The sequence below is a fragment of the Leclercia sp. UBA5958 genome, from assembly GCF_002430365.1.
Lineage (GTDB): Bacteria > Pseudomonadota > Gammaproteobacteria > Enterobacterales > Enterobacteriaceae > Enterobacter > Enterobacter pneumoniae.
In genome coordinates, this window is record NZ_DJCE01000011.1 from 147,398 (window position 1) to 170,952 (window position 23,555).

Here is a 23,555-nt window from a genome sequence, read left to right on the forward strand (position 1 = left end):
CTTTGCCGGTCAGGTGACTGACCGGCCTGGCTTAATACGCCGCCACCTCACGCGCCATCTCACGGCTATATTGTTGACTGGCATTGACCAGCATTCGCGTGTAATCCGTCTTTGCATTACCGGCGACCAGTTCATCCACGCTCAGCGTTTCAAGGATCTTGCCGTACTGCATTACCGCTACTTTCTGGCAGAGATGGGCAATCACCCCCAGATCATGTGTAACCATCAGATAGGTGAGATTCGACTCCCGCTGCAACTCTGCCAGCAGGTTGAGGATCTCCGCCTGTACCGATACGTCCAGTGCCGAGGTAGGCTCATCCAGCAGTAAGACCTGCGGCTCCAGTATCAACGCGCGGGCGATAGCCACACGCTGGCGTTGCCCGCCTGAAAGCTGATGCGGATAGCGATCGCGAAAAGCCCGGTTTAATCCCACCCGATCCAGCAGGGTGTGAATACGGCGATCCCGCTCTTTCATCCCATGGATTTGCAGCGGCTCTTCCAGAATATCGCCGATAGTGTGGCGCGGGTGTAGCGAACCGTACGGATCCTGGAACACCATCTGGACCCGACGACAACGTTCAGCGCTGATGCTGCGTCCGAGCGCGACCCCGTCAATAGCGAGCGCCCCCTCCCAGTGGGTGAAAAGCCCCGCCAGGCACTTCAGTACCGTGGTTTTGCCGGAGCCCGACTCTCCCACCAGGCCATAAATCTCGCCTGGCTGAACATGGATATTCACGTCGTACAGCACCTGGGTGCGCTTTTCACCTTCGCCGAAAGTCAGATTAAGATTCTGTATATCGATCATGGCCCCTCCCTATTCGCTGAGCCAGCTGGCCTGACGTTGCAGCACCGGCAACACCGGACGGCGATGGTTAATTTCCGGCAGGGCATCGATCAGCCCCTGGGTATAAGGATGCTGTGCATTGTGCAGCTCGCTGGCGGCGATCGACTCCACCACGCGCCCGGCATACATCACCAGCACCCGATCGCAGAAGCTACGGACCAGGTTAATGTCGTGGCTGATAAATATCAGCCCCAGCCCACGCGACTGCACCAAATCATCCAGCAACCCCAGCACCTGTAAGCGCACCGAGACGTCCAGCGCCGAGGTCGGTTCATCGGCAATCACCAGTTCGGGGTCGGTGATTAACATCATGGCAATCATGATGCGCTGCCCCTGCCCGCCGGAGATCTCGTGCGGGTAAAGGTGATAGACCCGCTCCGGCTGGCGAATACGCACGACGTCGAGCATCTCCAGCACTTTGGTTTTGGCCTCCGCCTTGCGGCCGGGGTGGTGGGTAAGCCATGCCTCAGCGATTTGATCCCCCACGCAGACCACCGGATTGAGCGAATACTTTGGGTCCTGCATGATCATTGAGATGCGTTTGCCGCGGATCGCACGCATTTTCGCCTCGCTGACAGTGCGTAAATCCACATCGCCAAACTGCATTTTTGTCGCGCTAATCCGCGCCTTTGCCGGGTGCAGACGCATCAGCGCGCGCCCAACGGTGGATTTTCCGGAGCCGGATTCGCCGACAATCGCCAGCTTCTCGCGCCCCAACTGGAAGGAGACGCCGCGCACCGCGTTGGTGACCGCACGTCCGTTGATAAAATCGACGTGCAGATCGCGCACATCTAACAGCGGCGCATCAGGCGCTGCGAGGATCGAGGATGTCACGTAAGCCATCTCCTAAGAAGTTGAACGCCAGACTGTTGATTAAAATCGCCAGCCCCGGGATCGTTACTACCCACCAGCACTCCATCATGTAGGTCCGGCCGCTGGAGATCATCGCCCCCCACTCCGGCTCTGGCGGCTGTGCCCCCAGGCCAAGGAAACCGAGCCCGGCGGCGGTCAGAATGATGCCGGCCATGTTCATGGTGATACGGATAATCACCGACGGCAGGCACAGCGGCACAATGTGACGCCAGAGGACACGCACCGGGGAAGCGCCCTGTAAACGGACGGCGGAGATGAAATCGGCCTGCCGTAAAGAGAGCGTTTCAGCCCTGGCGAGGCGGGCAATCGGCGGCCAGGCGGTGATCGTAATCGCAATGACCACGTGCTCCAGCCCAGGCCCCAGCGCGGCAACAAACGCCAGCGCCAGAACCAGGCTCGGGAAGGAGATAAAGATGTCAGTCACCCGCATCAGTACCGCATCCACCTTGCCGCCAAAATAGCCGGCGGTCACGCCCAGCAGTAGCCCCAGCGGGCCGACCGTGACCGACACCAGCAACACGATATAAAGCGTGATTCGCGCGCCATACACCAGACGGCTAAAGATATCCCGGCCAAATTCATCGGTACCGAACCAGTGCTGGCCATTAGGGGCCACCAGGGCGTTATTGAGATCCTGCACCAGCGGGTTATACGGGGCGATCCAGGGGGCAAATATCGCCACAATCAGCAGCAGCAAGATAATCCCGCCGCCAATCGCAGTAAGAGGGTTGCGCGCCATCTGGCCAAGAAAGCCCACCATGCGTGAAAGTGAACGTTTGATACGCTGGCGGCTTTCAGATTGCCCCGCCCCCAGCGGCGTATCCAGAGAAACGGTCATGATTTCGTCCTCGGGTCAAAGAGTTGATACAGCATGTCGGAGAGCAGGTTGAGCATCACAAAGATTATCCCTACCAGCAGCACGCAGCCCATTACCGCATTCATATCGCCCAGCAGCAGACTGCCGGTAAGATAGGAGCCAAAGCCAGGCCAGGAGAAGACGGTCTCAATCAGGACGGCCCCTTCCAGCAGCGAACCGTAGGCCAGCGCGACCACGGTTAACAACTGCACCAGGATATTACGAAACGCGTGGTTCCAGATAACCTGCCGCTCGGTTAACCCTTTTACGCGGGCGGTGATAATGAACTCCTGCGACAACTGCGCCAGCATAAAGCTACGGGTCATACGGCTGATGTAGGCCAGCGAATGAAAACCCAGCAGTGAGGCAGGTAGCACCAAGTGGTTAATGGCATTCCAGAATACGGCGCTGTTACCCGCCAGCAGGGCATCGACGGTCATGAGTCCGGTACGGCGCGGGACTAAACCGTCCAGCCCCAGATCCAGACGTCCGGCGCCCCCCACCCAGCCAAGCCAGGCGTAAAACAGCAGCAGCCCCATCATTCCGACCCAGAAGATGGGTGTGGAGTAACCCGCCAGGCTGATAATGCGCACCACGTAATCGGAAACGCTGTTGCGCCGCGCGGCGGCCAGAACGCCCAGCGGAATACCCAGCCCTGCGCCGACAATGATCGCCATCGTCGCCAGCTCCAGCGTGGCCGGGAAGACGCGTAAAATATCGTCCAGCACCGGCTTACCGGTCAGCAGCGCATTCCCCAGATTGCCGTGCAGCAAGTTGTTCAGGTAGATAACAAACTGCGTCAGCAGAGATTGATCAAAACCTAGCTGCTGATAAACCTGCTGATAGGTGCTGTGGTCGGCATCCGGGCCCACAATCGCCAGTACCGGGTCCACCGGCATTACCCGACCAATAAAGAAGGTGAGCACCAGCAGGCCAAACAGCGTGATCAGCACCTGAGTCACCCGCTTTGAGAAGCGCCGGGTACGGGAGCCCGACGCGAGGATCGCCACACTCATTGTTCACCTCCGGTTTTATAGACTTCACGCAGGAAGGTGGTGGCCGACGGATGCGACTGGAAGTTTTTCACTTCGTTACGCACCACTACCGAATCCACCATCTGTGACAGCGGGATCAGCGCCGGTATCAGTTGGTCATAGCGCACCTGGATCTGCTGATAGTCGGCAATCTGTTTTTGCGGATCGCGCTCCAGCAGCGCCTTGTCGATCATCGCGTTGAGCGGCTTATCGTAGAAGCTGGTGCGCCAGCCCTGGAAGTTGGTCAGCCGCGCTTCGTCGCTGTTGTCGGGGTTATAGACCAGCGCGCGCAGGCTGGAGTGTGGATGAGGCTCTACGCCGCTCCCCCCACGCCCGACCAGCATGTCGAATTTGCGCTCGCGCATGGCACCATAAATCTGGTTCCCGGTACCGGTAACGATTTTGGCGTTGATCCCCGCCTGCATCAGGGTGGACTGCACGGCGATGGCAATATTCAGGAAGGGCTGATCCGCCAGTACGCGCAGGGTGGTGTCGAATCCTTCCGGATACCCTGCCTCTGCCAGCAGTTTTTTAGCGCGCGGGATATCCAGCTTATAGCCGGGATCCGGCAGCGTGGAGGGCATCCCCGCCTTGATGGGCCGCTGATGCAGCACGCCGTAGCCCGGCATCAGCGCTTTGTTGATGCCCTGATAATCAATGAGGTAGCGCACCGCCTCGCGCACTTTCGGATTGGCGAAATGGGCCTCTTTCATGCTCATCGCTACGTAGTAAACCGTCCCTTTCTGCACGGCCTCTACCGTCAGCTGCGGATCCTTACGTAAGGCATTGATATCGGCCACCGCCATATTGTTGGCAATGTCGAGGTCGCCCTTTTCAATCATCAGACGCAGGGTTTGCGACTCCTGGAAATGGCGCAACACAATGCGATTCATTTTAGGCGCGTCTCGCCAGTAGTGCGGATTGCGCTGCATACGCAGCACATCTTTTGCCTGCCAGGTCTCCAGCATAAAGGGGCCGGAACCCGCTTCGTTCGTGGTGAGCCAGCGGTTGCCCCAGTCGTTATTCACTTCATGCTGTTGCACGGTTTTGCTGTCGAGCACGCCGAGGTTGCCTAGCGCCCCGAGAGAGTAAATCACCAGCTGCGGGTCATTGGCTTTCGGCAGGACGATTTGCACGGTGTAGGCATCTGGCGCACTCACCTGCTGATCAATGTTTTTCTTGCTAAAGCCGTAGGATTTCCACACCGAGGCCTGGGCCAGATTCAGGTGCAGCAGGCGACGCATCGACCAGACGACATCCTCGGCGGTAAGTGGGTTTCCGGAATGAAAGGTGACGTTATCGCGCAAATGGAAGGTCAGGGTTTTGCCGTCCGGGGCAATATCCCAGGATTTCGCCAGGGCCGGTTTCACGTTGGTGAGTTGATTCGGATCCAGCTCCACCAGCGAATCATAGAGATTGACCACAATACCCACCACTTCGTTTCCGGTCATTGCCGCCGGATCGAGCGTCAGCAGGTTATTCATATTCATGCCGATGATGAGCTGATCGGGCGGCGTTTTTGCGTACGCCGCCCCGCTCCCCATCATCAGCGAGAGCGCGAGCAAGCACGCGCCAGCTAAGGGAGATCGTTTCATGTATATATCGCCTGTAGGGTACGTTTTTATTTGTCAGTCGTGGCTGACGGTATTGGCTTCGATATATGCAAAATTAATGTCTTCGCCCAGTCCCGGACGGTTTGGCAGGCTGACCATGCCGTCGTCGTCCATCGGGTCGACCAGGCTGTTGAGGTACGCTGCGGGCTCCTCATAGTCGAGGAAGGGGTGTAATAAACCGCGCTCATACCAGCGGCAGTTTTTGATTGCTCCAATCACCGCCAGGCTTGCCGCCCCGTTGCCATGGACTTCGCAATCCATACCAAACGACTCGGCCAGGTGGGCCACCTTCAGGGTTGGCGTAATACCGCCCACGCCATTTGACCCGGCGCGCAGAATGTCGCACGCCCCTGCCTTCACCCAGTCGGCACGGCTGTGATGTTTACCGCCCAGGCTCTCCGGCCCGATGATGGGGATAGAGAGATTCTCTGCCAGCCAGACGTAGGAGGACATGCTCTCCTCTTCCATCGGCTCCTCAAACCAGGCGAAATTAAGCTTTTCCAGCTCTTTACCGATGTACAGCGCTTCGGTCCGGCTATACCAGTGGTAGCCGTCGATCATCAGATCGATATCCGGCCCCACCGCCTCACGCACGGCGGCGCAGGCTTTAACATCCATTTTGGGGTTCGGGGCGAAGGAGACCGGCGGCATCCAGGTGTGTAGCTTGATCGCTTTGTAACCGCGCGCCACCAGTTTCTCGGCAAAGCTGGCGTACTCCTCCGGGGTGGAGAGGCCACCCGGCAGGTCATCACCGCACATGGTGCTGCCGTAGGCCGGCACTTTATCGCGATAACCGCCCAGCAGTTTCCACACCGGCATATTCAGTTTGCGTCCAATCAGATCCCACAGCGCCTGTTCAACGAAGCCCAGCGCACGCTCGCTAAGCTGATGGGCGCTGCCGCGCTGCCAGTGCGCCAGGTCCTGCCAGATGCGCTCGCGATTAAACGCATCCTGGCCGATCATCACCTTGCGAAAGAAGGTGTTGACCACAAAAGGGCGCACCACTTCCGGCGGTGCAAACGCGTACCCTTGGGTGCCATCGTCTGCGGTAATCGTCAGCATCGCCATTTTTGCCAGGCTCTCTGGCCCCGGGTGCGAATGCCCGGCGGTGTCAGAGACGCGGCGCGTGGGATACTGGAAGACGGTGACATTGACAGATTCGATTTTCATTTTCAGTCCTTAAAACTACAGAGGTTCAGAGCGACTTTGTATTTTGAAAAGCTGTTTCGAAAGTAACTTTAAGCGCAAAATTCGTCCGCTGCCTTAGACAAATTCCGCTAAGCATCGGCCATTTTTTGGGCATATGCACGGCAACGAGTGACAGTTTTCACAAAAGAAAGGTGAACTGTGAAGTCGATCGGGAAGGATGTTTGAATGAAATGAAAAGCAGTTTCGAGCAACCCTCTTCCCGTCGGGAAGAGGGTCTGGAGAGGGGTATCAGGCGATGGTGACCTTGCTGTCCAGGTAGACATCCTGCACGGCATTGATCAGCTTCACGCCGTCGGCCATCGATTTCTTAAAGGCTTTGCGGCCCAGAATCAGCCCCATGCCGCCCGCACGCTTGTTGATAACCGCCGTACGTACCGCGTCGGCCAGGTCGGTCTCGCCGCCTGCGGCACCACCGGAGTTGATCAAGCCTGCACGGCCCATGTAGCAGTTCGCCAGCTGGTAACGGACCAGGTCAATCGGGTTATCGCTGGTCAGCTTGCTGTAGACCCGTTCGTCGGTATACCCGTAATTCACCGCCGTATAGCCACCGTTATTTTCGGCCATTTTCTGCTTCACGATATCCGCACCAATGGTGGCCGCCAGGTGGTTGGCCTGCCCGGTAAGGTCGGCAGATACGTGATAGTCGGTGCCCTCTTTTTTGAACGCATTGTTACGCAGATAGGCCCACAGGACGGTGACCATCCCCAGCTCGTGCGCACGTTCAAAGGCGCTTGAGATCTCTTCGATCTGGCGACGCGACTGTTCAGAGCCAAAGTAAATGGTCGCCCCTACCGCCACGGCCCCCATATTGAAGGCTTGCTCCACGCTGGCATACAACGTCTGGTCATATTCCGTAGGATAGCTCAGGGTTTCGTTGTGGTTGAGTTTCACAAGGAAAGGAATGCGGTGCGCATAGCGGCGCGAGACGGAGGCCAGCACGCCATAGGTGGAGGCCACGCAGTTACAGCCCGCTTCGATGGCCAGTTCCACAATATTCTTCGGATCGAAATAGAGTGGATTAGCGGCAAACGACGCCCCGGCAGAGTGTTCCACCCCCTGGTCTACCGGCAGGATAGAGAGATACCCGGTGCCGCCAAGACGCCCGGTGTTATACAGCGTCTGCATATTGCGCAACACCGCAGGCGGGCGGTTGTTATCGATCATCACACGATCGACGTAATCGTGGCCAGGCAGGTAGAGGTTGTCGGCTGGAATGGTCATACAACGATGCTGTAACAGGCTATCGGCATCTTTGCCAAGCAGCTGCGTAATATCAGTCATAACTTTGCTCCCCTATGTGCCGACGTCATGTCGGCGCGTGTCATCCGGACCCATGTTTTTATGGGCAGGGTAAGCCTGGTCCCGACTGAACATCTTTGCCACTTTTAAGACCGATTTTCAGGACAATCTGCTGGCACGATTCGGGTACGGCAGCGTGACACGCCGCCGTTATGCACTCTCGCCCTACCACCAGGCGTGGAAATGGTGGACCGGGCCGATGCCTTGCCCGACTTCCAGGGTATCTGCCTGGGCCAGGGCGCGGGAGAGCCAGTGCTTAGCCTCCTGTACAGTGCTGGCCCAGTTCTCATGGCGGGGCCGCAAGGCCGCCAGCGCAGCCGAAAGAGTACAGCCGGTCCCGTGCGTGTTTTTGGTGTGTACCCGTGGGGCGGTGAAGCGCAGTTCGCCGTCGCGCGTGAATAACCAGTCGGGACTTTCTGCATCATCCAGATGACCGCCCTTCATTAACACGGCCTCGCAGCCCAACGCCCGTAGCGCTCTGCCCTGCTCTTTCATCTCTTGCTCGCTGCGCGCATGGGGAGCATCGAGCAACGCCGCAGCCTCCGGCAGGTTCGGCGTAATAAGCGCGACCTGCGGCAACAATTTGTTACGCAGGGTCGCAACCGCCGAGGGAGAGAGCAGCGGATCGCCGCTTTTCGCCAGCATTACCGTATCCAGCACCACGCTCTTGACCTGATGACGCCGGAGTTGTTCCGCCACCGCTTCCACAATATCCGTCTCTGCCAGCATGCCGATTTTGGTGGTGTCGATGCGAACATCACTGAAGACCGACTCCAGCTGCGCCGCCACAAAATCGGGTTCGATGCGGTAGACCGACTGCACCCCACGGGTGTTTTGCGCCACCAGCGCGGTAATGACCGAGCAGCCGTAAGCTCCCAGCGCCGAAAAGGTTTTCAGATCGGCCTGGATACCCGCCCCACCGCTGGGATCGGTGCCGGCGATAGTCAGTGCATTAATCCGTTTCATGCCGCCCCCTCCAGGTTCCAGATGGCATCAAGGAACGCGGTGGCGAAGCTGCCAGGTCCCTGGCTTGCCTGAGCGGCTTCGCTTCCGGCACGTTTCATCAGGCCGCAGGCCGCGGCAACGTTATCAAGCCGATCGCCAGGCAGGGCACAGCTGGCCGCCACCACCGCAGAGAGCGCGCAACCTGTCCCCACTACGCGGGTCATTAACGGATCGCCGCCGGTGACCTCCTTCGTGCGTTGGCCATCGGTGATGTAATCCACCTCTCCGGTCACGGCCACGATGGCGTGCGTCTGCCGCGCCAGCGCCTGCGCCGCAGGCAGCGCGCTGCTGGCGGTATCGGTGGTATCGACCCCGCGTCCACCGGCGCTTATGCCAGCGAGGGCCATAATCTCAGAGGCATTGCCGCGAATGGCGGCGGGTTTGAGCGCCAGCAGTTGCTGGCAAAATTGCGTGCGAAACGCCAGTGCGCCTACGGCTACGGGATCTAAGGTCCAGGGCTTACCCGCTGCCCGCGCGCTCTCGACGGCCAAACGCATCGCCTGAGCACGCGGCACCGTCAGGGTGCCGACATTGATCAGCAGCGCATCGGCAATCGCAGCGAACTGCTGGGCTTCTTCGGCCTCAATCACCATCGCGGGCGAAGCGCCAAACGCGAGCAGTACGTTGGCAGTGAAGGTTTGCACCACATCGTTCGTCATACAATGGGTCAGCGGTGCGCGGGCGCGGAAGTGGTTAATAAGAAGGTGTTCGGGCAGGTCAGGCTGCATGTTATCGCTCCTGCCTTGCGTGAAGAAGCGATAGCCGTGAAGGGCATCTGACTTCCCTACGCTGGCATTATCCAGATCAGGTGGTACGGGTATTTCTCAGCCTTCACAAAGAAGGGCACCCCGAGTCATTTAAATCAAAATCAAAACCTTGCGATTAACGTCCCGTTAATCCCTGATCAGGATCATGCCAGTAGGAAGTCAAAGACACAACCCCATCTTAAATGGCAAGTGCACCGCATCGCATCCCAAGAAGTGACCCAATAGCAAACGACAGGCACAAAAAAGGCCGGGTTTCCCCAGCCTCAACAGCACAATTGAAGGTGCCTTCACAAACCTATTTACCTAGATGTGCTCTTACCTTAGCGGTGCTATTACCAACAGCTCTAACAGCAGCCCTGAGCTGAGATTCAGTAACACCTAACGCTTGGGTCCAATATGCCACTTCCCAAGATTCACTCAAGCTGATGAAACGTTTATCTTCTGGCTGGCGACGCTGTAAGTTATCTGCCATTTGGTTTGTCCTGAGTATTACAAGCTTATGCCTGCACACTACTTATATGACTCCTCTGCCGCTTCGTAAACGGTCATTTATCAAACAATTGACACTGGTCATAAAACCAGTAAAAACTTTTTCCCGAGCTTGCTAATTTTGCCGCTTCGCTTCTATCATAATTACTACATATTGTGTTTATTAATATAAGAAATACAATATATCCAAAAACCCATCCCGTGAATAGGTGTTGAAATGGCGAACAATGATAAGCAATCCTCGAAAGATGTAGCTCACCTGGCAGCAGAGACTCTAAACAACCCAAACGCCTCTACGATTCAGAAAAGTTTAGCGGGTTCGGTGCTATCACAAGCAGGAACAAAAAATCAGACTGGCGCGAACATGGAGGCCAAAGCATCAGCAGCTTTGAAAAACCCACGTTCAAGCGAGGTTACTAAAACCTTAGCGGGTTCGGTTGTTTCCCAATCGAATAAAAAACGCTAAAAAAAAGCCGGGATTAACCCGGCTCTTATGTTTTCAGTTTTCGTTGTCGCTGTTCGTTGAGGTAGTACGTGATAGCCCCTTCCAAGCCCAACCGCCCGATCTTATCGAGAAATGAAGAGCGCGGAATATCTCCCAGCGCCCTGCACAGTCCACTGATATTGATCAGGTTGTTATCCTCCAGTGTCTTGACGTGTGAGACAACCAAAGGCAGCCCCCCAACACCTGAAATTGTGATTCTCATTCTTGTTTATCTCCTCTTCATCTATAAATGCGGCGGGGAGCAAATCGCTCCCCGAAATCCGTTGTTGATCGCTACTTACTCACCCGTGGAGGTGGTTAGCTTGGTAATCATCGACAGGTCATAGATGAGCGGCAGAACGCCAAACTCAGACATAACAGTTTTATTGCCAAGTCGATCATCAAAGCTGTACTGGAAGAACTCAGCGCGTGTACCCGCAGCGGCAATCTTCGCATTACGTGAGGCAGGACCGGAGACAACTTCCAGTGGGGTATGGTCTGACGGAATAATGTTGTCTGCAAACACAGGAACCATTACAGCACTACCAGCAGAAAGATATTGCTCATAACCGATGACATTCACAAACACGAGACCATCCAGTTCAAAAGCGCTAAAGGCCGGAAGGTTTGCCCGTACAGCACTATTAAACAGGGTGGACTGAGGCAGAACGCCGTGGGCTACTAAAGTGCGGATTTCTGCGTGGTATTTCACTGACTTATAGAAGGTCGGGTCACACAGAACCACGATACCTTTAAGAGCCTTAACCCAGCCGCCTAGGTTGACACGTAGTGCAGTTGCGGCGGTGTCTAGCGACTCCAGCGGACCAGTTGAACCAACATCGATCACAGCACTGGAATAATCTTCGCCGAACTCCTCAGAGAAATCGACAACCTGCTGTTGCGTGTATGGTGCGTTAACGACACCAGTAAACAAAGCACGGGCGAGTACATCCTCTTTTGTAGTGCGGAACTTCATATACTGGCGGATTGATTCATCACTAACCAGCTCGTCCATATTCTGCTGGCGCTGCGTACCGGGACGACGAATACCTTGGAACATGCTTGCGTCAACTTCACCAGACAGCACCCAATGTGGAATTTCCAAGAGGCGGTTCAGACTCAGATCCCGCTCTGTGCCAATCAGTTCCGTCCCATATCGGTTCACAGACTCTGCCACGCAGATTTTGCCAGCCCGTAGGTCATCTGTTTCAATTTTTGGTGTATCGCTGTGCTTTTCTTGGAAGATGCCTAATTCCTGAATCAGGAAGTTATTCCCGAATGGCTTAGTGAAGACACCAGTAAAATCATTATATTTAAAATCCATTTTTATTTTCCTTATTCAGAAACACGATTCAGGCCGCTGGCCTCAATTTGGGCAATAGCATTCGCAAGTGCGGTTGCATCGGTGCCAATTAATCCGGCGCGGTTCAGTACACAACCACGGTCAACCACAATCACAGGGACATTAGAGCCTGCCTTGTGGCTATCAAGAGCGATTAGCAGATCGCTACCGCTGGCGTATGCCTCACCTGTGGAGGTGAGCAATGTTCCAGGAACCGCATCCACCGCTAGTGTGGCAAAGGTTTTGGTCTTGTGTGAAAAGACGGGATCATCACGGTAAATTACGACATCCCGGAATGAACGTTCTTCAGAAGATACAATCATCATTAACTCCATAAATTTTTATATTATTTGTACATCCGACATATTCGTCAGGCGGCAGGCAAGAAAAACGCCAGTTAAGGCGCTTAAACTTATGCTTTGTTATTTGTCAGAAAAAATCCTGGGCGAGAATGACTCGCCCGGAGGTAGGAGAAATAACGATGATGTTATGCACTCGTTTCACGAGTTAGCCTGACGGCTAATCATTTCGTGATGTTATTGATTTCTGACAGTAGGAATGTTGCCTGAAGCAATGAGCCTCGGGCTCACCCGCTAATTGCGGGCAGGAATGAGGGAGTACAGCAGCGGGAGACCTCATATCTTCGCTGCCGTACTCAATGCCAGTTTTCATCGTGGCAGATGGCCCGGAGGAGAGCCGGGGTTAATGGCCTAATCCAGAGTTATCCGGAGTAGTACGCGCCCTAGAGCGAATTCTTTATCTTTTCTTCTGCTGTATCAAGCCTCAAGCCGCCCCGATCCTCTTGAGAGGGAAAGACCAGGAAGAAACTGAAACTGCAGAAGAAAAGGCCCGCACGGTGTTCACACAGGCACTTTATACTTCGTAAGGAGAAAGGAATGAATACAAATTGGCTGTTGTACGCACATACAATTTAAATTATCAGCCTATGTTTATTATTTTATCATGTGATTATATCAATTACAACATATTTCACGGTAATTCCTTGACTTATCGGCAAATTTGATATTTAGGCGGCAGATTTGTCATTGACTACTATTACCAGTCGCTTGGTGCGTCGCGATCAACGTTGATGTACCCTGCCAGCCCTTTCTTCCTTGTATCGATCACATAAGACTGCCTAACAACATATTGGTGTTGCGTAAGTCATTCTCTTGAATTTTCACATCAATCAGGCCGTTAATAGCGCCATCATTAACGTTAACATCAAGTGCTGAGAGCTTTATCTCTGCCTGTCCAGTGACCGCAACCGGAAGCGGTTGGCGGTGTGTCATGCTATCGATTGTTGGAACAGTGAATGTTGGCCGTTGTGGTGTTTGATTGTTCAGGCCAGGAATATTCAACGTTAGCGCTGGATTGTCATAAGCCGTGCCTGAGCCGATATTGCTCGAAGCGGAACTATCCAACCAAGGGTAAATCTGTTTCAGAGTCTGACCCAGGGCTCGTGGATCAAATCCTGTCTTTTCCTTAATCCACTCGGCTGTGCTGTTTGCTGAGTCATCCACAACGGTGTTGTAGACTGCATCAGGAATGGTCTGCCCATCGTTAACGCGTTGGCCTACTCGTCCGGCGAATAACAACATATCAGCAGTCGCCTGGCCTACAGCCTCTCCCAAATTTGCCATAATAGGAACAAGGCCAGCCATACCTTTGCTAAAGCTGGAAGTGTTCTTGCCAACCTCTCCCAACCCATCCGCAAAACCTGAGCTAAACGTATCTCCAAGCGATGTGCTAATCCTTGAATATTCGGTTGAAAGCGCCCCAAGGCGGTTTAACTGTTCCTGCTGTGCATCAGATAAGGCGTAGCCATTACGGGCTAAATCGTTCATACGCTTCTGAACAGCATCACCACCATCAGCAAAGGCGGGTAAAATCTTGCTTGCATCGTTGATCGCTTCTGCAAAAGCGGCTGTTTCTTTATCCGTGAAATGAAACTTCTTTTGCAGTTGAAGCAGATATGTTGAAAAAGTATTAAAATCGAGGCGGTCTAATTCCTTAACAACACGCTTTGCCGTGGCAACGTTGGATTTGCTAGCGATTGCCCCGATAAGGTCACCCAATTCACCGCCACCGGACAATGTTGATTGACCGTTTTTGTTGGTCTTCCATGTTCCGTTAGCCGTCAACTGGCCCACCTTGTCCCGATAATCGGCCTGAAATTCAATCGCCTTATCTGGGGAAATATTAAAGCCGGTTTTATTTGCAACAACATCACGCACGGCTTCATATTCAAGACGTGAGATGCCTTGAGTCTGAAGTGTCTTCATCTGTTGGTTGCGTTCAACACTGTTCTGAAGGGTCTGACCAACACGAGCCACACCCATTGAGCCAATCAGGGAACCACCTGCAATTACACCAGCGGCTGCAAGGCCACCATAACCACGTTCGCTACGTTCACGGGTCAGACGTTGAGCATTGATACGCCCTGCTCGCTCGGCTTTTGCTTTGTCTTTAACCATCTGGCGGTTAATACGTGCCTGCCGTCTGGTTTCGAGAGTGGCTTTAGCAAGTTCATGGCGCATTTCTGCAATGGTGTAACGCTGCTCGGAGTATCCCTTGGTGGCCTCTTTAATGGCCTGCACAGCTTTCATCTTGTCAGCCAGGCTAGCGCCTTCGATATGACTGATGGTTAAACTGGCACGGCGTAAAGTATCGTATGCAGTGCTCTGGCGTTTCAGACTGGCTTCTTTCTCACGCTGTCGCTTCTCTTCCAAGGCTATAGCTTTTTTAGTGGCTGCAATGTCGGCAGCAACAGCGCCGTGACCGCGCTGCATCGCTGCATTCTGGCTGGCAACCAAAACGGGGTCATTGAAACGACCACCCATATCTGGGTTGTACGTCATCGCTCGTGATCTAGCTGCGGCCTGCACTTTTGCGGATATATTGGCTAAACGGGCGTTTTGTCTCCGGGTCTGTTCACTATCTGCCAATTGTTGAGCCTGCCCTCTGGCGTTAAGAGCCTGCATTTTCCGGGCGTGAGCTTCTTCCTGTTTGGCGATCTTTGCCTGGGTTTGAGCTTGGCGTTGTTGCTCCAGCGAGAGCTTTTGAGCCATTTTAAGGCGCTGTGTTTGAGTCTTAGCCGCTGCAAGGGCTGCTTTGCCTTCTGAGGCTTGAACTTTCTTCTGGGCCTTCTCAAGCGCTTTAGCAGGCTTCTCGTGAACTGCCTTGATGGATTTAACAGCTTTCAGGGCGCGACCGTAGCTTGTTCTGTCCACGCCCCATGTGACCTCGTTTACGACCTTAGTTACTATGATATTGCCATTAGCCATTACACCCCCTGCTGCTTGATGATATTGCCGTAACGATCAGGATTATCAGCAACCAGTTTCCGACAAACGGCCTTAGCTCTTTCCAGCGCATCCAGATCAATGTCGTGAGGTTGGAACTTGCCAGTATCAGCACCAAGCATTTTGTAAACGTTGGTCGATTTGCTCACTGTCGCTGGGGTTGTTGTCGTTTTCGTCTTAAGCAGTTCAGGGTGTCGATCCAGGTATTCAGAGGTGACGCTTGTCAGGTTATCGCAGGCCTTTTCCAAGGCGTATTCTGCGGATGTCATGCCGTGCATCGCGGCGAGAATATCGGCGCGGATGTCGTTAACGTTTTTCATTTTTATGTTTCCTGTAGAGTTCCAGGCCGTCACGGAGCCATAGGAAAACGGCTACGCAGATCGGCAGGTAAGATAAATATCCAAGTAAGGTCATAGTCCCCGGCTGGGGTCAGTGATTCAATGGATCTAGCGGCCTAATGCAGGCGCGGCGGTTTCTGTTTGCGTTGTGCGTGGCGCTGTACAGTTTTGCGGAATTCAATCACCAACTGATTATCGTGCTCAGGCCAACGGGCTTGCATCTGCTGCGGTGTTATTCCGTCCTGTTTAAGGAATTGCACAACAGAAAACAGCGGAAGATGCAGGTCAACACAGATTTTTTCAAGCATCGCGCCACTGTCGAAATATTCTCTAACAGTGAGTTTCGTCGTCCATTGCGAGGTGTACGCCACCCTACGGAATCGAGGATTCCAGGTCTTAGCTAGTTCAGCTACAAACTCAGGATCGAGCCTTAATAGCAAGGCAACTTTGCCGTGGGGCATGCCGCGGACCAGAAGAGTTTTTGCGGTTTTAAGGACTGATTCATCACGACGATTCTTTTTGAAAAGTCGAGTTAAGTCGGGAAGTGCTTCTTGTTCGGCCTTCAGGCTGTTGGCTTTCTGGCTGTTACCAGTTACGTTCTCACACAAGCAGTCCTCCGATTGTTAAAATGGGGGTTCAAACACTTCTTCCTGTGTTTCTTCACTATCTTCACAGTTGATGTGGTCCACATCAGGCCCATTAACCTGCTGCATTGCTGGCGCTGGTTCTGTTATAGGCGCGGGTACATCATCAAGCAGTAAGTGAAAAGGGAAGTATTCTGGTTTGGCTTCTGCCATATATTCCTCGCGTGTCCGTACAGGTATGCCGTCACGTTCATCTTGTGAATATCGAGCAACCCAATAAACGTACTTGATACTCTGCAACGAACCGTCAGCATTACGATTAGGGGCAGCGTCACCAGTAAGACTGTTGATAAACGCCTCAGTCACAACATTATTTTCATCGAAGATCGCGATCTCATCCTGATTCACCGCATCATTAGCGGAAACATCATCGCAGCTATCACCAGCAGACTCTGAAATGCCAGATCGTTGTTCATAATCATTCGGGGCAGATTCAGAAGCCACACCAGAGGGTTGTTGTTCGTCATCCTGCTGTACGCCATTTTCGCTCTCCTCAATTTTTGGCTGTGCTGCTTTCTTCGTCTTTTTGGCCTTGGATTTTGATTCGTTTGGATGTGGTGGAGTAATGCCGAGCGAGACAACAGACGCAGGTGGGATCGCAACGTAGTTACTTGAATTAACGTTACCACGCACTTTTACAGTGCGTTTTATAACCACCCGTGCAGCATCAAGAGCCTTAAGAGCGTCGATCATAGCCTTTTCTGATACACCCATTTCCCAGGCGAGAACGTTAGTGTTGGTATGAATCGGCTCATCATTTCCGCGCTTCTTATTCTCCTGAAATGTCCAGATGTACGCATAAATCAGCTTCATCGTAGCAGTGAATCGGATTTCACCTTCCTTTGTGCGTAGTTTAGTAATCCGGCGAATACTGGAGTAAATGACATCGTAAGTGTCAGTTTTTTTGTTGCCCATCGTTGTTTCTCCCTGTTGGGTGCGGTTGTTGTTCGTTGCGCTGTTGAACATGTTTTGCCAGGTTCTGGCACATATTGCGGATCAGTTGTGGAACGCGAATCCCCAGCCGATCCGATTCTTCACGTAAAATTGCGTATGTTTCATCATCAAGTGAAAGTTTCATACATCATCTCTCCTGTGCGTTAGATATGCGGGGGCGCCCCTGCGATCATGGATTTGACCAGGGGTAAAGGCCGTGTTTGCGGCGATTTCGTTTGGTTGTGGTACTTCAGTTACGGAGTGGTTAAGTCTGGAATGGGTTTTCCGGTAATGCCTTCGAGTTCACCGCCAGACTCAATCATCTTAAGCAGAAGGATCTGCTCATTCATCAGACCGATGCCATGAGAGGCGTAATAGACACGCCAGGCAGAAAGCACATGTTCAATGATTTCCATAACATCACGGCCTTTTGCCAACTCATGGCTGTAAGGCTTCAGGATATCCCGGATGATTTTTGCATTCTTAGCCTGCTGACGCAGACCTTTGATTATATTCATGGCTTCACGAGTTGCCGGGTATAGTTTGTCTGCTTTCTTGGAGCCGCCAACGCGGGTTCTGAAACTGCGAAGATTTACTAAAGAAGTGATTTTGTTGTCGATTGCAGAAACAATCTCTGAGGCGGTAGCGTTCGAAAAGTCGAACAGGACTGGTTTTGTCATCTAATCTCCTATGTTGTTTTAATGTTTCCTTTTCTCAAGGTATGAATATATTATGTCATAAATCACACTTTTTGTCAAGTTTTTAGTTGCATCATAGATAAAAATGTGCTAGCAACATTTTGGGTTGGGCCGCATAATTTCATATAGCAACATACAATGTCATTAGCAATTCGTGCTCAATTTAATTATGTGTATTGCATTCTTATTTTTGGTGGAAAATAATTAAAGGTTGCACAAATCACCTATGACGCGTTCTACGCGATTCCAAGCCGTAGGCAGTACCTATGGGTTATTTCTACCGTTTAAATGCCGTGTAGCGTGTCTGATGCGCTCTATGAGTCTCCTGTACCGCCTGTTATCTAGTCTTGATTGTCCGTTGTCAATCATCGGTCACAACAATCAAGATGAATCGGGGATTCACCGCATAGCGGCTTGTGAGTCTGAGGGGGGGGCGCCGCCCCTCCAAGGGGGGAGTTACGTCGCGTTTAAAGCTCCTGACTGCATCGCAGTCGTTCACATTAGACTGACGCGCTTGCGCTTGTCTTCCACACATATCTGAAGTGGCATAGCCATTCAGAGCGGAGCGATAAGACATCACTCCTTAACACCAATAATTGAACGCATGTTCAACAAGTCTTTGACCTTAAGTGTTGACCTTGGTTTTAATGATTTAGTCAAAAAGATGTGTTAGTAAAAGAGTTAACGGAGTTAACACATGTGTTAGTAAGCTGAACTTTCTTCAGTGGTAAAACCCAATACACCACTTACCTTTCTTCAGTGGATTACCACTCACCTTTCTTCAGTGGTACGCAATATGGAACATCGAGCCAAGCCCACAACACCACTTACTTCTCTTCAGTGGTTTAGTGCGTAGTCTCCCTGGTCATCGTATGAAAATAAATGCCGGAAAATTCAACTTTAATCGCTGGTATTTCGCAGTAAAGGCATCGTGATATCACTGTCTCACCTGTGGGATATAGTAATCGTTATGTCGTGATCTACACAACGAAGCCGCGCAAGTGCTGGATGCGTTAAATTTGTCAGTCATGGTGTGGATCAAGCAACGAACGTGATCCGCCCTTCAATACCGAAAAATTAAATTTTCTCAGCAAAAACAACGAAAAACCCTCCATTTCTGGGCCTGTAAGAGCCTCTCAGCGGGGCGCTGTGCTATCGGTCTGTCAGTTTACAATTGTGGAGAAGATGACATGTTGTAGCGCTTCTGGGTGAGCATACGGGGCTATTGGGTTGGCTGTTTACACTGTTGTGGGAAATGGCACGAAACAGTGGCGGCCTAGCTCGGTGAATAACACCCGTTGGTGGCTGACGTAGTGGCCTGCTGGCAGGTATAAGAACTCACTTCTAACTTACACAATGAACATGTGTAATTTAGCAAGCTATTGATTCTTATGAATTGTGTTGTGGATGAACACCTAAGGGGTTGTCTTATGCAGAATTTATGCAGAATCAGGCAAGGATTATTCACTGGCAGAGCCAGCATGAGTGGTGTGCAATGGACGACCCTTAGATATTTCAAAAAAATGTTTCATTTTTATTGAACCACTGGAGAGACGGTCCAGCAAATCAGCCCATGCGCAGGGATATTTTCCGACTCTGGAACCTGAAGAGTAACCCCAATTTTTGTTTCACCACGGGATGGAGTGGTGTCAACAACATATAAAAAACCCTTTACAATGATCATGTTATGGTCAATATTTACACCCTAACTTACATATTAAGCTTTGAAGAGGGGCGCAATGAAGAGAGTAGAGCCAGTCAAAGACAAAGAGAAAATTGCAGAGGTTGAAAAATTACTGCGCCAGCATAACAGCAGCTCTATCTATGGCGACTTGTGGGTGTTCCTGAACCAGACGGCAGCGCGAGTTGGTGACGCTCTCAGGTTGCGTTATGCCGACTTTAATCGCATCGAAGGGAACGTGTTGAACCTGAAGGAACAGAAGACAGGGAAGACACGCTCAATCATGCTGACTTCCAAAGCGCTTGAACTGGTAGCACAACGTCGTGCTGATAATCCCGATCATGAATATCTATTTGAAGTGGACAGCAACCGGGCTAAAGGAAAACCGATCAGCCGGGTGACGGTCTCAGCCAAATTCAAAGAAGCCGGAGATATGCTGAATCTTCACATTGCAGCACACAGCCCACGCAAGAACCTTGGCTATCATGCTTTGAAACGTGGTGTTAGCCTGCCGACGCTTACTAAGCTGTATGGGCATTCATCGCAGGCGGTCACGCTGGCATATTGTGGGATTATGGAAAAGGATATTGAAGACGTATTCCAGACAATCGACTATTGAGGATAAAGCGATGAGGATCATTGCGATCATAGGGTTGGCTTTGGCTTTACTGAATATATGGGCACAATTGAGTGAAGGAAAACGCTTCAGGGGTTATGGCATGTGCCGTGATAGTTTATTCCTTGAAAGTGTCTTGATTATTGTTTTATGGCCTATCTTGGTCCCAATTACATTAGTAATGATGTGGAAAAGATACAGAGAAGATGCGGGGAAATGAAGAGAATCTTACTTTGTGTGCTGGCACTGCTGCCCCTGGCGGCTCATGCTGGCAAAATTACGATGAGCAACCCCGACGAACAGGAGTTACAGGGCGGGAAGCGTCTTTGCACTTACGAAAACAGCATTTATCTGTTCACGCTGGTGACTCGCTCGCAATCCTGCCCATACTCGAAAACGTTCGACACGTCGGAAAATGAAAAATGAAGCTTGGTTTAACACTTCACCGACTGGTTACAATAAGGGTGAGTCAACTGAACATTATCAGAGTGTCCATCCCCACCTTCACGAACTCTTACGATATGATCGTAAGACACTGATTTCTCAGTATCTAAATATCCCTGACAAATCGGACACTTCAAAGCATTACGTAGCGCCACCTCTATAAAAACCTTACTTTTGTGTTCATCGCTTATCTTCGCAGATGTTCTCTTAAAATCACCAGAGATGATCCTGCCCTCCAATTCAGCAAGTTCAATGAGCTTATTCTCATCAATGTTATCCCCAATCTTCAGTGATTTAATTACTGAGTTCAAAAAATCGCAGTAGCGAGCTACTCTTACATTGCTGCCAGGCTTTTGCACAATCATCGCTATCAAATCCTTGAATTCAATCATTATTCTTTCAAGCTTAGATCTGATGGATATAAAATCTTTGAAGAATTGGTTATTGTTGTTCGAAAGCTGCTTTGCGACAAGTAACACCGTGCCCAAAAACATCGGGGTTGTGTGGATTCCCGTTGGACCATAAAAATAAATCGCAGGATGAAGCCCCAAGCTACCATCGCCGTTACCAGTAATTCTGTTACTCAGCGTTGTAGCTTTAGAAATAATTCTCAATGTATCTGCACCTGCCGCATCATCAGGGTATTCCTCAATCCTTTTCAGCACTCCATTCTGGCTGCAATCAGTAATCAGCAAGAAATCTTTCAATACCTGTATTGCTGTCCTAACTCCCCTTGATCCCCCCAATGGAAGATCAAGTGTTTTGATCGGGCGATCAACCTCAGGCTCGAAGAGCATTCGATGTAACTTTGCAGATTTTTCTTCAAGCTGCTCTGCAATACTTTGATCAAACTCCGACCAGTAGCGATGACCTCGACCTGCACGAATTATTGCTCGTGTTGCTATGGGGATGCTTTTCTTGCGATTTTTGAGGAGCATTTCCTCAATAGCATCAAGTGGGGTCCCCTTCATATTGATATTGAAAAACGATGTTTCTGCCTTATCAACATCCCCGACGACCCACTGCACAGAAATTCCGCGAGAAGTTAACACACTAATTCTTCTCTGCTGCTCTTCAGTCAAGGAAGCATCATCCGCGAGTAGTTTCTGATAATAATCCCAACTACCGACCCGATCCTTTACAAGTTTTCTAGTTCTCTCTGCTGCCCGCCGCTGCTCACGTGGGATATCATGTCCAAATAGCTGGTGCGAAACATGGCCATCTCCATAATCATCCTCGACCCACGCGCGCAAGGCACTCAGTCGATGCCCTCCATCAATCACGAATAGATTTGTAGAAGACCGCCATAAGATGACAGAAGGTATTAAATCACCATTGATGTAGCATTCGAGTAACGATACAACTTGCTCTGGCCCCCAATGATTAGTTTCTCGTTGGAAATCAGGCTTCCTAAGGAGTGCTGCGATTCCGCTTCCTGATTTCAACTCTCTTGCAGGGATACTATTCAGCGTTTCATATGATGAATGATCTTGGATCTTTAGAGCTAAATCAGCACGCTTAATCAGCGCATCTAAATTCACAAGATTAGAGCGAGCAACCATGTCTATGTTCCTCAAGATTAAATTATGCTCATTATATCTTCAGTATATGAGTAACAACATGATTTTCTCGATCTTATTGACCTACCTCGCAAGAATCATCTCAGTTCTTCCAATCCAACCCGTCAATCACATAACAGACTGTTGATAATGGGAAAGTGTGAAGATACCGCCTGGTGATCCCTGACCCGCTCTTCTCATGACCGACCACCTGTTGCAGATGTGCCAAGTTACCCACCCAGCCAGCTAAACAGGTTGAAATCATGGTGTGCCGGAAACTGTGAACTAGCCGCCGCTGCCCATAATCATCAAGGTACGGAATACCAAGCTGATCGCGGACGTCGGCTAAAACTTTGCCGATCTTCGGCATGTTCTTACCCGACACAGGCGAGAAGATTTTCTCGTTCCATTGACGATTTACAAAATCGAGGAACCCCCACTCGATCAGTTTGGGATGGATCGCTACCTGCCTTGTAGCGTTCTCAGTTTTACCCTGCCCTCCTTCCGAGATCAGGAGATAGTGCCGCTGGCTATCTTCATCAAATTTGATCTGTGATTTTTCCAACTTGGCGATCTCCCCTCTTCTGGCTCCCGTATACGCCAACAACAAGGTAATCCACTTCTGCCATCCATCAGGCTGCTTGAGTGCCCACCCCACAAACTTTCTCATTTCTGCTGCGCTATATGCACCAAACCTTGCTTTCGACGGTGCGGCGACTACTCCATCAGTCGGAGACTTCTCCAGAATATCTTTATTGTCAGTCAGGAAGGTTTTGAACAACGATTTGTAAATCTTCAAATGCTTGTGGATAGACTCAGCGCCAACCAAATCTTCAGGCGGCACATCATCACACTCAATCAATTGCTGAACCGTCATTGACCGATAAGGCTGCACTACACGCTTAGGCAAGTTTTCAACAACTTCCATCACCTGCTTGATGTCCTGCTTGGTGATCGTCATTACATCTGTTGATGCACCAAGGACAATGAACATGACTTCCATAAAGCGCTCATTGGCCTGTGAAATTGCCTTCGTCCAGTTTTGGGCTTTTTCCTTTTTGTACATATTCCAAGCGCCAGCCAGTGTTAACACATCCTTTGACTGTGCTTCTGTTTGTTCTTCCTCATCTTCTGAAGGCGCAACAACCTCGTGGTATTCCTGAAAAACTATCGGCTGAAGATTGCGCCGTTCATCACTAAGAAATTGTTGCGCCAACCATTGTTCATTCTGCTGCTTCAGGCTATTGCTATACTCAGAAAGACGCTTACCGAAGTGCTCCGGTTGGATGGTGCCACGTTGAACCAGAGGAATCACAGGAGAAGCAAAAGACATGAGCAACTGCGCCTGGGTGTGGCTGTCAGTCTCTAACGACTTGCGAAAATACTTATTACCGGGCAGGCGGAAACGAATGTAATAAATCCCGTTGCGTGTGATGGTGTGACGTATTGTTCTGTGGCCCATTCTGAAAGCCTCATTGAGTAATGAACTATCAAAACAGGACGTTAAAGCTAGATATTTCTT

24 protein-coding genes and 1 riboswitch are annotated in these 23,555 nt (G+C 51.4%); of the genes, 3 read left to right on the forward strand and 21 right to left on the reverse strand.

Going from position 1 to position 23,555, the window contains the following annotated elements; translation table 11 throughout:
- Positions 1 to 31: 31 nt before the first annotated feature.
- The 10 genes from B2Q93_RS16150 to B2Q93_RS16195 all read right to left on the reverse strand — a co-directional run bounded on the left by B2Q93_RS16150 (position 32) and on the right by B2Q93_RS16195 (position 9,972).
- On the reverse strand, positions 32 to 805 hold the full coding sequence (locus B2Q93_RS16150) for an ABC transporter ATP-binding protein (protein WP_286782688.1): 774 nt from the start codon (positions 803 to 805) through the stop codon (positions 32 to 34).
- Positions 806 to 814: 9 nt separating this feature from the next.
- On the reverse strand, positions 815 to 1,678 hold the full coding sequence (locus tag B2Q93_RS16155; RefSeq protein WP_207292073.1) for an ABC transporter ATP-binding protein: 864 nt from the start codon (positions 1,676 to 1,678) through the stop codon (positions 815 to 817).
- Entirely contained in the window at positions 1,650 to 2,555 is a 906-nt protein-coding gene (locus B2Q93_RS16160; protein WP_040074856.1) for an ABC transporter permease, read from the reverse strand. Before B2Q93_RS16160 ends, B2Q93_RS16155 begins: the two co-directional genes overlap by 29 nt.
- Positions 2,552 to 3,589 carry an ABC transporter permease gene (locus B2Q93_RS16165; RefSeq protein WP_286933751.1) on the reverse strand — a complete coding sequence of 346 codons (1,038 nt, stop codon included), beginning with the start codon at positions 3,587 to 3,589 and terminating at the stop codon, positions 2,552 to 2,554. Before B2Q93_RS16165 ends, B2Q93_RS16160 begins: the two co-directional genes overlap by 4 nt.
- A complete protein-coding gene (locus B2Q93_RS16170; protein ID WP_207292074.1) occupies positions 3,586 to 5,202 on the reverse strand; it encodes an ABC transporter substrate-binding protein in 1,617 nt (538 codons plus the stop codon). Before B2Q93_RS16170 ends, B2Q93_RS16165 begins: the two co-directional genes overlap by 4 nt.
- Before the next feature lie 33 nt (positions 5,203 to 5,235).
- Positions 5,236 to 6,390: a mandelate racemase family protein gene (locus tag B2Q93_RS16175; protein ID WP_040074853.1), complete on the reverse strand. Its 1,155-nt coding sequence runs from the start codon at positions 6,388 to 6,390 to the stop codon at positions 5,236 to 5,238.
- A gap of 267 nt (positions 6,391 to 6,657) precedes the next feature.
- The gene (gene fbaB / locus B2Q93_RS16180; RefSeq protein ID WP_040074852.1) at positions 6,658 to 7,710 is read right to left on the reverse strand and encodes a class I fructose-bisphosphate aldolase; all 1,053 of its coding nucleotides are present in this window, start codon (positions 7,708 to 7,710) and stop codon (positions 6,658 to 6,660) included.
- A gap of 183 nt (positions 7,711 to 7,893) precedes the next feature.
- Entirely contained in the window at positions 7,894 to 8,694 is an 801-nt protein-coding gene (gene thiD / locus B2Q93_RS16185) for a bifunctional hydroxymethylpyrimidine kinase/phosphomethylpyrimidine kinase (protein ID WP_207292076.1), read from the reverse strand.
- Positions 8,691 to 9,461: a hydroxyethylthiazole kinase gene (thiM, locus tag B2Q93_RS16190; protein ID WP_286933753.1), complete on the reverse strand. Its 771-nt coding sequence runs from the start codon at positions 9,459 to 9,461 to the stop codon at positions 8,691 to 8,693. Before thiM ends, thiD begins: the two co-directional genes overlap by 4 nt.
- Positions 9,462 to 9,497: 36 nt before the next feature.
- A riboswitch (TPP riboswitch) is annotated at positions 9,498 to 9,594 on the reverse strand.
- Positions 9,595 to 9,795: 201 nt separating this feature from the next.
- Positions 9,796 to 9,972 (reverse strand): DUF3606 domain-containing protein, encoded by a 177-nt coding sequence (locus B2Q93_RS16195; RefSeq protein ID WP_286933754.1) that lies wholly within the window; start codon positions 9,970 to 9,972, stop codon positions 9,796 to 9,798.
- 234 nt (positions 9,973 to 10,206) lie between these two features.
- On the opposite strand from B2Q93_RS16195, the gene B2Q93_RS16200 reads away from it, so the two are divergent.
- Entirely contained in the window at positions 10,207 to 10,455 is a 249-nt protein-coding gene (locus B2Q93_RS16200) for a hypothetical protein (RefSeq protein ID WP_286933756.1), read from the forward strand.
- 25 nt (positions 10,456 to 10,480) lie between these two features.
- Here B2Q93_RS16200 and B2Q93_RS16205 read toward each other — a convergent pair whose 3' ends face one another.
- The 9 genes from B2Q93_RS16205 to B2Q93_RS16245 form a co-directional block, all read right to left on the reverse strand.
- Entirely contained in the window at positions 10,481 to 10,696 is a 216-nt protein-coding gene (locus B2Q93_RS16205) for a hypothetical protein (protein WP_286933758.1), read from the reverse strand.
- A 75-nt stretch (positions 10,697 to 10,771) separates the two neighbouring features.
- Complete coding sequence (locus B2Q93_RS16210; protein WP_286933759.1) at positions 10,772 to 11,797, reverse strand: major capsid protein; 1,026 nt, start codon at positions 11,795 to 11,797, stop codon at positions 10,772 to 10,774.
- An 11-nt stretch (positions 11,798 to 11,808) separates the two neighbouring features.
- Positions 11,809 to 12,141 carry a hypothetical protein gene (locus B2Q93_RS16215; RefSeq protein ID WP_286933760.1) on the reverse strand — a complete coding sequence of 111 codons (333 nt, stop codon included), beginning with the start codon at positions 12,139 to 12,141 and terminating at the stop codon, positions 11,809 to 11,811.
- 798 nt (positions 12,142 to 12,939) lie between these two features.
- Positions 12,940 to 15,102 carry a chemotaxis protein gene (locus tag B2Q93_RS16220; RefSeq protein WP_286933761.1) on the reverse strand — a complete coding sequence of 721 codons (2,163 nt, stop codon included), beginning with the start codon at positions 15,100 to 15,102 and terminating at the stop codon, positions 12,940 to 12,942.
- Complete coding sequence (locus tag B2Q93_RS16225; RefSeq protein ID WP_286933762.1) at positions 15,102 to 15,440, reverse strand: hypothetical protein; 339 nt, start codon at positions 15,438 to 15,440, stop codon at positions 15,102 to 15,104. The genes B2Q93_RS16220 and B2Q93_RS16225 overlap by 1 nt, the downstream gene beginning before the upstream one ends.
- A gap of 134 nt (positions 15,441 to 15,574) precedes the next feature.
- Complete coding sequence (locus B2Q93_RS16230; RefSeq protein WP_286933763.1) at positions 15,575 to 16,066, reverse strand: hypothetical protein; 492 nt, start codon at positions 16,064 to 16,066, stop codon at positions 15,575 to 15,577.
- Positions 16,067 to 16,081: 15 nt separating this feature from the next.
- A complete protein-coding gene (locus B2Q93_RS16235) occupies positions 16,082 to 17,017 on the reverse strand; it encodes a hypothetical protein (RefSeq protein ID WP_286933764.1) in 936 nt (311 codons plus the stop codon).
- Complete coding sequence (locus tag B2Q93_RS16240; RefSeq protein WP_286933765.1) at positions 16,998 to 17,180, reverse strand: hypothetical protein; 183 nt, start codon at positions 17,178 to 17,180, stop codon at positions 16,998 to 17,000. Before B2Q93_RS16240 ends, B2Q93_RS16235 begins: the two co-directional genes overlap by 20 nt.
- Before the next feature lie 109 nt (positions 17,181 to 17,289).
- Positions 17,290 to 17,715, reverse strand: coding sequence for a hypothetical protein (locus B2Q93_RS16245; RefSeq protein ID WP_286933766.1), 426 nt, complete (start codon positions 17,713 to 17,715; stop codon positions 17,290 to 17,292).
- A gap of 1,757 nt (positions 17,716 to 19,472) precedes the next feature.
- On the opposite strand from B2Q93_RS16245, the gene B2Q93_RS16250 reads away from it, so the two are divergent.
- Together B2Q93_RS16250 and B2Q93_RS16255 are read left to right on the forward strand one after the other, a co-directional pair.
- Entirely contained in the window at positions 19,473 to 20,033 is a 561-nt protein-coding gene (locus B2Q93_RS16250; protein ID WP_286933768.1) for a tyrosine-type recombinase/integrase, read from the forward strand.
- Between the two features lie 213 nt (positions 20,034 to 20,246).
- Positions 20,247 to 20,456: a hypothetical protein gene (locus tag B2Q93_RS16255; RefSeq protein ID WP_286933769.1), complete on the forward strand. Its 210-nt coding sequence runs from the start codon at positions 20,247 to 20,249 to the stop codon at positions 20,454 to 20,456.
- A gap of 8 nt (positions 20,457 to 20,464) precedes the next feature.
- Here the strand turns inward: B2Q93_RS16255 and B2Q93_RS16260 are convergent, their stop codons facing one another.
- Positions 20,465 to 22,036, reverse strand: a complete 1,572-nt coding sequence (locus B2Q93_RS16260) for a GmrSD restriction endonuclease domain-containing protein (protein WP_286933770.1) — start codon at positions 22,034 to 22,036, stop codon at positions 20,465 to 20,467.
- Positions 22,037 to 22,136: 100 nt separating this feature from the next.
- Positions 22,137 to 23,495, reverse strand: a complete 1,359-nt coding sequence (locus tag B2Q93_RS16265; RefSeq protein ID WP_286933771.1) for an integrase — start codon at positions 23,493 to 23,495, stop codon at positions 22,137 to 22,139.
- Between the last annotated feature and the right edge of the window lie 60 nt (positions 23,496 to 23,555).